Here is an 11,623-nt window from a genome sequence, read left to right on the forward strand (position 1 = left end):
CGGTCACCACTGCCCGTAGTCGGGCTTGAGAATGTCATTGAGGTCGATGCCGACCCCGTCCACGTTGCTCGCGTCGATCTCGTACTGGTGCAGGTGCGCCGACGGGTGGACGTACCCCTCGGGTGTGCCCCAGTCATGCTGCCAGTACCACGATCCGAGTCCGGCGAGGACCGCCAGATCCAACGTCGTGGAGTTGGCGTAGATGCCGGTGTTGGCCTTGCCGACCACCGACTCCCACCCGGCGAGATACGGGGCGATCATGGTGAGGAAATCGGCGGGCGTGGGATTGTCGTCGATGGACGCGTAGATGGGCCGGTCCTCGGAACCGCCTGCGGCGAGGTGCAATTCGAGTCCGCGCTCCGCGTGCCGCTTGCCCGCCTCGAGACCGCCGCGCCAATCGGCCGTCGGCCCCTTGCCGAACTGGTAGCACGAGACGACCGACAGTCCGGCGTCGAGCAACGCCTGCGCCTCGTCGGCGAGCATCGGCTTGCCTTCCATCCATTCGGCGCCGGGACGGCGGTCGGACAAGTAGCGGATGGCGCCGGCATAGCCTGCCTCGAGGATGGCGTCCGCCGACGGCACGCCACCCGCGTAGTCGATCAGGATGCCGAGGCTGTCTGCCTTCGCGACGGCGACCGAGGACGTGGTGGACGTGAGCGCCGCGATCCCGGCCACGGCGGATCCCGCTGCCGCGTACCGGAACAGGTCTCTCCGAGAAATCTGCACTGTGGCCCCCGTATCCGATCGGTCGCGCTCCGGCGTGTCTCCGACCTTCACTCTCGCTCAGTCGGTATCTTGTCCGGTTTGCATTCCACCACACTCACACGGGTCCCGCCAGCCACTTGGACGACATCCGTCACATCGAACACTCGCGACCCGCGCCGAACCGGCAGCGGCCCGAGTCAGCGGAAGAACACCGCGGACTGGTCGGCCAGATCGAGTGCCCCCTGCGGCAGGATTCCGAGCACCACCGTCACCACCACTCCGACCGCGATGGCCGCGGCGGTGAACATGCTGGGCACCACGATCGTCGGGGCGTCGCTCTGCGGCTCCGAGAAGAACATCAGGACGATGACCCGGACGTAGAAGAACGCCGCGATCGCGCTGCTGACGACACCGACGAGAACGAGCGGAACGGCGCCGCCCTCGATGGCGGCCTGGAAGACCGCGAACTTGCTGACGAACCCACTCGTCAAGGGGATTCCGGCGAACGCCAGCAGGAACAGCGCGAAGACCCCACCGACCAGGGGCGAGCGCCGGCCCAGCCCCGCCCAGCGGGACAGGTCCGTCGCCTCGCCCCGGCTGTCCCGCACCAGGGTGACGACGGCGAACGCGCCGAGCGTGCTGAATCCGTAGGCCAGGAGATAGAACATCGTGGACGACAGACCGGCCCGGTTTGCCGCGACCAGACCGGTGAGGATGAATCCGGCGTGCGCGACCGACGAATACGCGAGCATCCGCTTGACATCGTTCTGCGTGACCGCCATGACCGCACCGACCACCATGGTGAGGATGGCGACGCCCCACATCACGGGCCGCCAGTCCGCCCGCAGGTCGGGCAGTGCCACGTAGAAGATGCGCAGCATCGCGCCGACGGCCGCGACCTTGGTGGCCGCCGCCATGAACGCGGTGATCGGGGTCGGTGCACCCTGATAGACGTCGGGGATCCAGGAGTGGAACGGGACGGCGCCGATCTTGAACAACAGGCCCACCGACAGCAACGCGGTACCGATCAGCGCCAGCGTCGTGTCGTCGGTGCCCCGGGCGAGCGCGTCGGCGATCCTCGGCAACTCGACGGTGCCGGCGTAGCCGTACAGCAAGGCCACCCCGAACAGGAAGAACGCCGACGAGAACGCCCCCAGCAGAAAGTATTTGAGGGCCGCCTCCTGCGACAGGAGACGGCGACGGCGCGCCAGCCCGCACAGCAGGTACAGGGGCAGCGAGAGGACCTCGAGCGCCACGAACATGGTGAGGAGGTCGTTGGACGCCGGGAACAGGAGCATCCCACCGACCGCGAACAGGGCGAGGGGAAAGACCTCGGTGTGACCCGGGGCGTTCTTGGTGGCCTCCCGTTCGGCGACGCTGCCGGGGACGGCGAATGCCTGCGGGGTGAAGGCATCGGTTCCGCCTTCCGGCTCGGCTGCACTCGCGGCCGTGACCTCCGCGGTCGCGGCGGCGACCCCGCTGTCGACGCTCCGCTCGGCGATGAGCAGGATCGCGGGGATCGAGATCAGCAGGATCGTCCCCTGGAGGAACAGCGTCGGACCGTCGACGGCGACCGCGCCCCCGACGGCGGAGTCGCGGGTTCCGGCGAGCATGACGACGGCCACGAACGCGGCGGTGAGTCCGCCGAGCGCGAGGACGAGATGGCTCGAGTAGCGGCCGCGCCGGGGCAGGAACGCCTCGACGAGCACACCGGCGACAGCCACACCGAACACGATCAACATGGGTGCCAGCTGACCGTATTCGATGTCCGGCGCGCGCAACGTCGAGGACTGGGCGAGTACGAGTTCGGAGGTACTCATCGGTGTGTGCCTCCCTCTGGGTCCGGTCCGGCGACGGTGGGTGCTGGATCGTGCTGACCGACGGTGACGAGGACGTGGCTCACCGCGGGGGTGATGACGTCCAGCACGGGCTTGGGGTAGACGCCGAGGACGAGCAGCAGGGCGATCAGCGGCGCCACGACCGCGATCTCACGGCGCACGAGATCGCGGACGGTCTCGTTGCCCTCCTTCAGCGGCCCGGTCATCATCCGCTGGTAGAGCCACAGCACGTAGATCGCGGCGAGGACGAGCGCGAAAGTCGCCACCACGGCTGCGATCTGGTAGCGCGAGAACGTGCCGACCAGGACGAGGAACTCGCTGATGAACGGCGCCAGGCCGGGCAGCGACAGCGTGGCCAGCCCTGCCACGAGGAACGTCCCTGCCATCACCGGCGCGACCTTCTGCACGCCGCCGTAGTCGGCGATGAGGCGGGTGCCGCGCCGGGACACCAGGAACCCCGCAATCAGGAACAGCGCCGCGGTGGAGATGCCGTGGTTGACCATGTACAGCGTCGATCCGGCCTGTCCCTGGCTCGTCATAGCGAAGATGCCGAGAATGATGAACCCGAAGTGCGAGATCGACGTGTAGGCGATCAAGCGCATCACGTCGGTCTGGCCGATGGCCAGCACCGCGCCGTAGATGATGCCGATCACCGCCAGCACCGTGACGAACGGTGCGAAGTACGCGGACGCCTCGGGGAACATCTGCAGGCAGTAGCGCAGCATGCCGAACGTCCCGACTTTGTCGACGACGGCCATCATGAGCACCGCGCTGGCCGGGGTGGCTTCCACCGCGGCGCCCGGCAGCCACGTGTGGAACGGCCACAACGGCGCCTTGACCGCGAACGCGAACAGGAAACCGAGGAACAGCGCCTTCAGCACGCCGGGGTCGGCGTCCAGCCCTTCGGCGACGATCACCCGGAAGTCGAAAGTGCCGCCGCCGAAGACGTCCTGACGCGCCGTCACCACGTACACCCCGATGACCGCGGCCAGCATGATCAGGCCGCCGAACAGGTTGTAGAGCAGGAACTTCACCGCGGCGTACGTTCTCCCCACCCCGCCGAATGCTCCGATCAGGAAGTACATCGGGATGAGCATGGCCTCGAAGAAGATGTAGAAGAGCAGGACGTCGAGGGCGGTGAACGACACGATCACCATCGCCTCGACCATCAACGTCAGCGCCACGTACGTGTGGGCCATTCGCCGGTGCCCGTAGTCGGGCGCGGTGTCACCGTCGTTCCACCCCGCCAGCAACAGCAGCGGCACCAGAACGGCGGTGAGGAGCACCAGGACGAGCGCGATGCCGTCGAGGCCGAGGATGTACCGGGTGCCGAACGCCGGGATCCAGGCGTGCGATTCCACGAACTGGTACTGCTCGCCGGTCGGGTCGAAGCGGATTGCCAGCACGACCGCCAGGCACAGCACCACCACGGACACGCCCACGGCAACGGATTTCGCGAGCGCGCGCTTGTGGACGGGCAGAGCCAGGACCACCCCGGCACCGACGAGTGGCAGCACCCAGAGGGCGGTCAGCCACGGGAAGCCGCTCACCACAGCCTCACCAGCATCGTGGCGACCAGAAGTGCCGCACCGGCGAACATGAACAGCGCGTACGACCGGACGAATCCCGTCTGCAGACGCCGCACCCGCATCGACGTTCCGCCGACGAGCGCGGCGAACCCGTTGACGGCACCGTCGACTCCCCTGCCGTCGACGGTCACGAGTGTTCGCGTCAGTTCCTGCCCGGGACGCATCAGTGCCGCCTCGTTGAACGCGTCGCCGTACAGGTCCTTCCGGGCCGCGGCGGTGAATGCGGTGACCTTCGCCGGCGCGACCTCGGGGATCGGCTGCCGGGCGTACTGCCGGTAGGCCACCGCGACTCCTGCGAGCACCACCACCAGTGTGAGTGCGGTGATCGCCCACACGGGCAGGGCGGGCTCGCCGTGGTGGGCGCCGACGACCGGTTCCAGCCAGTGCTGCAGGGAGGAGCCGACCGCGAGTAGGGCGCCGGCAGCGACCGAACCGACCGCGAGCAGAATCATCGGCACCGTCATCACCCCTGGCGATTCGTGTGGGTCGGCGACGGGAACATCGCCCCTCGCGTCGCTCGCCCCGGAAGCCCAGCGTGGTTGTCCGAAGAAGGTCATCAGCATCACCCTGGTCATGTAGAAGGCGGTGAGTCCCGCACCGAGCAGCGTGACCGTTCCGAGGACGACGCCCTGGACGCCCTCGGCGGCGAACGCCGCTTCGATGATCTTGTCTTTGGAGAAGAAGCCGGAGAACGGCGGAATCCCGATGATGGCCAGGTATCCCAGCCCGAACGTGACGAACGTGATCGGCATGACGGTGCGCAGACCGCCGTAGCGGCGCATGTTCACCTCGTCGTTCATGCCGTGCATCACCGAGCCTGCGCCGAGGAACAGGCCGGCCTTGAAGAAGCCGTGGGTGAGCAGCAGCATGATGGCGAACGCGTACCCGGCCGGTCCCAGACCGGCGGCCAGCACCATGTACCCGATCTGGCTCATCGTGGATGCCGCCAGCGCCTTCTTGATGTCGTCCTTCGCGCAGCCGATGATCGCGCCGAACAGCAGGGTCACCGCGCCGACGATCACGACGGCGAGCTGGGCATTCGGGGCCAGGTCGAAGATCGCGTTTGACCGGACGATCAGATACACACCCGCCGTGACCATGGTCGCGGCGTGGATGAGCGCCGACACCGGTGTCGGGCCTTCCATGGCATCACCGAGCCAGGACTGCAACGGGACCTGCGCCGATTTGCCGCACGCGGCGAGCAGCAGCGCGAGCCCGATCGCGGTCAGCACCCCCTCGCTGGCGGCGTCGGCACGAGTGAACACGTCGGCGAACTCGATCGAGCCGAAAGTCGAGAACATGATCATGATCGCGAGAACCAGACCCATGTCACCGACGCGGTTGACCACGAACGCCTTCTTCGCGGCCGCCGCCGCGGACGGCTTGTACTGCCAGAACCCGATGAGCAGGTACGAGGCGAGACCGACACCCTCCCAGCCGACGTACAGGCCGAGGAAGTTGTCGGCCAGCACCAGCAGCAGCATCGCCGCGAGGAACAGATTGAGGTAGGCGAAGAAACGCCGTCGTTCCGGGTCGTGCGCCATGTAGCCGACCGAATAGATGTGGATCAGCGAACCCACCCCGGTGATCAGCAGTACGAAGCACACGGACAGCTGGTCGAGTTGGAGACCGAAATCCACCTGGAGTTCGCCGACGGGCACCCAGCTGAACAGGGTCTGGTGCACAACCCGCTCGGCGGCGTCCCGGCCCAGCATGTCGACGAAGAAGACGACGCCGAGCGCGAAGGAGACCAGTGCCGTCGCGCAGCCGAGGAGATGGCCCCACGCATCGCTGCGCCGGCCCGCCAGCAGGAGCACGGCGGCTCCGAGGAGCGGCAGAACCGGCAGCAGCCACACGGCCGACGAGAGCGTTCCGCTCATGCCGCACCGCCGATCGGGGAGTCGTCGTCGGGCAAAGTCACCTTCTCGAGGATGTGCGTCATCGGGGACCCGTCAGTTCTTGAGGAGGTTGGCGTCGTCGACGGAAGCCGAACGGCGGGAACGGAAGATGGTCATGATGATCGCCAGACCGACGACGACCTCGGCGGCCGCGACGACCATGGTGAAGAACGCGAAGACCTGGCCGTCGAGGTTGCCGTGCATCCGGGCGAACGTCACGAACGCCAGATTCGAGGCGTTGAGCATCAGTTCGATGCACATGAACACGATGATCGCGTTGCGGCGGATCAGCACGCCGGCCGCGCCGATCGTGAACAGCAGCGCCGACAGGTAGAGGTAGTTCTCGGGGTTCATCGCCGACTCCCCTCGTCGGTGGCACCGGGTTCGGGGGTCGCGACGTCCGCGGTGCCCAGCGCCCGGGCGGGCAGGCTCGGCCGCCGTTCGAGCGACCGGCTGACCGACAGCTCGGAGAACGTGCCGTCGGGCAGCAACGCCGGTATGTCGACGGCGTTGTGTCGCGCGTAGACACCCGGACTGGGCAGCGGTGTGACACGGGCACCCTCGCGGACGCGGTCCTGGGACAGCTCGCGCTGGTCCTTCCGCCGCTCGAAACGCTCCCGGTGGGCGAGCACCATCGCACCGATGGTTGCGGTGATCAGCAACGCACCGGTCAGTTCGAAAGCCCACACGTACCGGAGGAACACGAGTTCGGCCAGTCCCTCGACGTTGCCGCCCGCGTTGGCCTGATCGAGACCGGTGAACGCGGAGACGGACGCACTCCCGATGCCGCCGATCAGCAGGAGGCCGAATCCCAGTCCCGCCGCGATCGCGGCCACCCGCTGACCGCGGAGGTTCTCGACGAGGGATTCGGAGGAGTCGACGCCGATGAGCATGAGCACGAACAGGAACAGCATCATGACCGCGCCGGTGTACACCACGATCTGCACGACGCCGAGGAAGAGTGCGCCCTGGGCGATGTAGAAGACGGCCAGGATGATCATGGTCGTCGCGAGGAAGATCGCCGAGTACACGGCCTTGGTTGCGCTGACCACTCCGAGCGCGCCGATCACGGCCACGGTCGCGAGGACCCAGAACTGCACACCCTCGCCCGTCGAGGTCTGGGTGAAGGGTTCCGCGACCAGCTGGACCGCGGACGGCATCGTGTTCACCACGTCGGCTCTCCTCCCTCGATCACGGCCTGTCCCCCGCCGTGTCCTCGACCTCGGACTCGTCCTGCGCCGCGGCCGCCGCTCCCCCGGTCACCGTGCCGCGGTAGTAGTCCTCAGCGGTGGTGCCCGGGGCCATCGGGTGCGGCGACGCGACCATGCCGGACTCGAGCGGGGCCAGCAGCCGGTCCTTCTCGTAGATCAGACCGGCCCGGTTGTCGTCGGCCATCTCGTACTCGTTGGTCATGGTCAGCGCCCGCGTCGGGCACGCCTCGATACACAGCCCGCACCCGATGCAGCGCAGGTAGTTGATCTGATACACCTGGCCGTACCGCTCGCCGGGCGAGAAGCGTTCCTCGTCGGTGTTGTCGGCGCCCTCCACGTAGATGGCGTCGGCGGGGCACGCCCAGGCACACAGTTCGCACCCGATGCACTTCTCCAACCCGTCCGCGTAACGGTTGAGCTGATGCCTGCCGTGGTAGCGGGCCGCCGTCGGCACCTTCTCCTCGGGGTAGAACTCGGTGTTCGATTTCTTGAACATCGTCGAGAAGGTCACGCCGAAACCCGCTATGGGGCCGAGGAATTTAGTCATCGCTGTTCTCCTGGGTGGGACCGGTGGAGTGCGCGCCGGTGACGGAGACGGGCGTGCGCCGGAACGCAGGCAGCGTCTGACCCGGCATCGGCGGAACCGGGTATCCACCGGCCATGGGGTCGAACGGTTCGAGTGTCTCCGGGGCCGGTTCGGCACGTCCCCGCGGCTCGACCGGCTTCTCGGGTGCGCGAACGCCGCCCGGGCGCAGGCGCTTCCACAGCAGCACCACCACGACGAGGGCAATGACGAGGCCCGCGACGACGAGCGCGATCGTCCGGGCGTCGTAGCCCTCGTTGCGGAAGGCCCGGACGGTGGCGACGATCATGACCCACACCAGCGAGATCGGGATCAGGATCTTCCAGCCGAGACCCATGAACTGGTCGTACCGCAGCCGGGGCAGCGTGGCGCGCAGCCAGACGAACACGAACAGGAAGCCCCAGACCTTCAGCGTGAACCAGAGCACCGGCCACCAGCCGGAATTCGCGCCGTCCCACAGGCTGAGCGGGAACGGGGCGTGCCAGCCGCCGAGGAACAGTGTGGTGGCGAGCGCCGAGACCGTCACCATGTTCACGTATTCGGCGAGCATGAACATCGCGAAGCTCAGCGAGGAGTACTCGGTGTGGAACCCGCCGACCAGTTCGCCTTCGGCCTCGGGCAGGTCGAAGGGCGCCCGGTTGGTCTCGCCGACCATCGACGTGACGTAGATGAGGAACGACGGCAGCAGCAGGAAGACGTACCAGGTGTGTTCCTGGGCGGCGACGATGCCCGACGTGGACATCGTTCCGGCGTCCAGGAAGACGGCCGCGAACGACAACGCCATCGCGATCTCGTACGAGATCACCTGCGCAGTCGAGCGCAGCCCGCCCAGCAACGGGTACGTGGAGCCGGACGCCCAGCCGGCGAGCACGATGCCGTAGACGCCGATCGACGTGGCCGCGAGGACGTAGAGGACGGCCACCGGCAGGTCCGTCAGCTGCAATGGCGTGTAGTGCCCGAAAATCGACACCACCGGGCCGAACGGGATCACGGCGAACGCCATGAACGCAGGTACCGCGGCGATGATCGGCGCCAGGATGTAGATCGGCTTGTCCACACCCTTCGGGACGATCCCCTCCTTCAGTGCGAGCTTGATGCCGTCGGCGAGGCTCTGCAGCATGCCCCGCGGGCCCACCCGGTTCGGGCCGACGCGCATCTGCATCCAGGCCATGACCTTGCGTTCGGCCAGGATCGTCAGAAGCGGGGTGAGGACGAGGAACACGAAGATGGCCAGGGCCTTGCCGAGCACCAGCCACCACGGGTCGTGGCCGAACAGCGCCGGGTCGGGGTAGACGGCCTCGATCGTCACAGCGCACCTCCCGCGACCATCCCGTTGGTGCCGGCCGCGCGGCGGACGTTCACGACGCTCCCCGCCCGGGCGGCCAGTTGCCGGTAGACGGCGGATCCAGGCGAGTTGAGGGGCAGCCACACCACTCGATCCGGCATGTCGGTGATCACCAACGGCAGGGTGACCGCGCCCCGTTCCGTCGTCACGGTGACCGGATCTCCGTCACCGGCACCCGACTCTGCAGCCGAGGCCGCGGACATCCGCACGACCGGAGTGCGGGCAGTGCCTGCCAGGTGCGGCTCCCCGTCCTGCAGCCGTCCCGAGTCGAGCAGCATCCGCCAGGTGGCGAGCACCGCCTCCCCCGGCCCGGGTTCCCGCCGTGGCGGTTGCGGATGGTCGGGCGGATCCGGGAAGTCACCGTCCCAGGCGCCGAGCCTCTCGAGTTCGCGCCGTGCGGTGGCGGCGTCCGGAAGACCCAGCGGGACCCCCATTTCGCCGGCGATCGCGTGGAGCACCCGCTGATCGGGCATCGACCCGGTGGCGCGGAGGGCGGCGTCGAAATCGCGTGTGCGCCCTTCCCAGTCGAGGAAGGTGCCCGGCTTCTCCATGACCGGTGCGATGGGGAACACCACGTCCGCGCGCTCGCTGATCGCACTGTGGCGCAGTTCCAGACTCACGACGAACCCTGCCGCCTCGACCGCGGCCAGCGCGGCCTGCGGGTCGGGGAGGTCGTCGGCCTCGACACCGCCGATCACCAGCGCCCCGAGCGTCTTCGCCTCGGCTGCGGCGAGGATGCCCGCGGTGTCCCGGCCTGCGGTGTCCGGCAGATCCGCGGCGTTCCACACCGACGCGACCTGCCGCCGCGCCTCCGGATCGTCCACCGGTCTGCCACCCGGGAGCAGTCCGGGCAGCGCGCCCGCCTCGAGCGCGCCGCGTTCGCCGGCCCGTCGCGGCACCCAGGCCAGCCGGGCCCCCGTCTCGTCGGCCAGCCGGACCGCCGCGGACAACGCCCCCGGCACCCCGGCGAGTCTCTCCCCGACCACGATGACCGCACCCGGCCGGCGCAGCAGTTCGGTGACGCCTGGGTCCAGATCACCCGTGCGGAGTCCGTCGAGGACCTCCGCCTCCGCATTCGGCGCGGACCGCAGCAACCGGCCGGACATCTTCTCCAGGCCACGGGACGCGTACGGGGCGATCGAGTAGACCGGAACGGCCTTCGCGCGCGCGGCCTTGCGCAGCCGGAGGAAGACGATCGGCGATTCCTCCTCCGGCTCGAACGCGGCGAGAAGGACGACCGGCGCGGCGTCGAGGTCCTCGTACGTGACCGCGAGTCGCTGCCCCGCCACCCGGGCGGCCAGGAACTCGGCCTCCTCGCCGGAGTGCGTGCGACTGCGGAAGTCGATGTCGTTGGTGCCGAGCGCTGTTCGCGCGAACTTCGCGTAGGCGTAGGCGTCCTCCCACGTGGACCGGCCCCCGACGAGAACACCCGCGTTCCCCCGCGCGGCGGCCAATCCCCGCGCCGCGACGGCCAGGGCCTCGGACCAGGACGCGGGCGCCAGAATTCCGTCGTCGCCGCGGACCAACGGGGCGGTGATCCGGTCGCGCTCGGTGGCGTAGGCGAACGCCCACCGCCCCTTGTCGCAATTCCACTCCTCGTTGACCTCCGGATCGTCGCCCGCCAGCCGGCGCAGCACTTTGCCCCGCCGGTGGTCGGTGCGCTGGGCGCACCCGCTCGCACAGTGCTCGCACACACTGGGGCTGGAAACCAGGTCGAACGGGCGGGCCCGGAAACGGTACGCGGAACCCGTCAGCGCACCCACCGGGCAGATCTGGACGGTGTTGCCGGAGAAGTACGACTCGAACGGTTCCTTCGCGTAGATCCCGACCTGCTGCAGCGCGCCGCGTTCCATGAGTTCGATGAACGGGTCGCCGGCGACCTGCTGGGAGAACCGGGTACACCGCGCGCACAACACGCACCGCTCACGGTCCAGCAGGACCTCCGTGGACAGCGGAATCGGTTTGGGGAACGTGCGCTTGACCTCACCGAAACGCGATTCCGCGCGCCCGTTCGACATCGCCTGGTTCTGCAGGGGGCACTCGCCGCCCTTGTCGCACACCGGGCAGTCCAGGGGATGGTTGATCAGCAGCAACTCCATCACACCCTTCTGCGCCTTGTCGGCGACGGGCGACGTGAGCTGGGTGTGGACGACCATGCCGTCGGTGACAGTCGTGGTACAGGAGGCGAGCGGCTTGCGCTGCCCCTCCACGTCGACGAGGCACTGGCGGCAGGCACCGACCGGATCGAGCAGCGGGTGATCGCAGAACCGCGGGATCTGGATGCCGATCATCTCCGCGGCACGAATTACCAACGTGCCCTTGGGGACACTGACCTCGACACCGTCGATGACGACGCTCACTGCGTCAGGGCTCGTATCATGGCTCGCTATGCTCGCTGGCGCGGAGCCCTTCACGCGCGCCCTTCCCTCATCGCTCACTCGCTGCGCTCCCTCG

Annotated in this window: 9 protein-coding genes; all 9 read right to left on the reverse strand. The window is 68.3% G+C overall.

The features are described from left to right. Positions 1-3: 3 nt before the first annotated feature. The 9 genes from GO592_RS20160 to GO592_RS20200 all read right to left on the reverse strand — a co-directional run bounded on the left by GO592_RS20160 (position 4) and on the right by GO592_RS20200 (position 11,607). Positions 4-726, reverse strand: coding sequence for a DUF1906 domain-containing protein (locus GO592_RS20160; protein WP_039952765.1), 723 nt, complete (start codon positions 724-726; stop codon positions 4-6). A gap of 176 nt (positions 727-902) precedes the next feature. Beyond that, on the reverse strand, positions 903-2,525 hold the full coding sequence (gene nuoN, locus GO592_RS20165; RefSeq protein WP_007300248.1) for an NADH-quinone oxidoreductase subunit NuoN: 1,623 nt from the start codon (positions 2,523-2,525) through the stop codon (positions 903-905). Further along, positions 2,522-4,093, reverse strand: a complete 1,572-nt coding sequence (locus GO592_RS20170; RefSeq protein WP_193385503.1) for an NADH-quinone oxidoreductase subunit M — start codon at positions 4,091-4,093, stop codon at positions 2,522-2,524. Before GO592_RS20170 ends, nuoN begins: the two co-directional genes overlap by 4 nt. Further along, positions 4,090-6,012 carry an NADH-quinone oxidoreductase subunit L gene (nuoL, locus tag GO592_RS20175; protein ID WP_005253660.1) on the reverse strand — a complete coding sequence of 641 codons (1,923 nt, stop codon included), beginning with the start codon at positions 6,010-6,012 and terminating at the stop codon, positions 4,090-4,092. Before nuoL ends, GO592_RS20170 begins: the two co-directional genes overlap by 4 nt. Positions 6,013-6,084: 72 nt before the next feature. Next, on the reverse strand, positions 6,085-6,384 hold the full coding sequence (nuoK, locus tag GO592_RS20180) for an NADH-quinone oxidoreductase subunit NuoK (protein WP_005239116.1): 300 nt from the start codon (positions 6,382-6,384) through the stop codon (positions 6,085-6,087). After that, complete coding sequence (locus GO592_RS20185) at positions 6,381-7,190, reverse strand: NADH-quinone oxidoreductase subunit J (RefSeq protein ID WP_166680703.1); 810 nt, start codon at positions 7,188-7,190, stop codon at positions 6,381-6,383. Before GO592_RS20185 ends, nuoK begins: the two co-directional genes overlap by 4 nt. A 31-nt stretch (positions 7,191-7,221) precedes the next feature. After that, the gene (nuoI, locus tag GO592_RS20190; RefSeq protein WP_007300246.1) at positions 7,222-7,788 is read right to left on the reverse strand and encodes an NADH-quinone oxidoreductase subunit NuoI; all 567 of its coding nucleotides are present in this window, start codon (positions 7,786-7,788) and stop codon (positions 7,222-7,224) included. Further along, positions 7,781-9,133, reverse strand: a complete 1,353-nt coding sequence (nuoH, locus tag GO592_RS20195) for an NADH-quinone oxidoreductase subunit NuoH (RefSeq protein WP_007300245.1) — start codon at positions 9,131-9,133, stop codon at positions 7,781-7,783. Before nuoH ends, nuoI begins: the two co-directional genes overlap by 8 nt. After that, on the reverse strand, positions 9,130-11,607 hold the full coding sequence (locus GO592_RS20200; protein WP_371737066.1) for an NADH-quinone oxidoreductase subunit G: 2,478 nt from the start codon (positions 11,605-11,607) through the stop codon (positions 9,130-9,132). Before GO592_RS20200 ends, nuoH begins: the two co-directional genes overlap by 4 nt. Positions 11,608-11,623 lie beyond the last annotated feature (16 nt).

The organism is Rhodococcus sp. 21391, assembly GCF_016772255.1.
In the GTDB taxonomy this organism is placed as follows: Bacteria; Actinomycetota; Actinomycetes; order Mycobacteriales; family Mycobacteriaceae; genus Rhodococcus_F; species Rhodococcus_F opacus.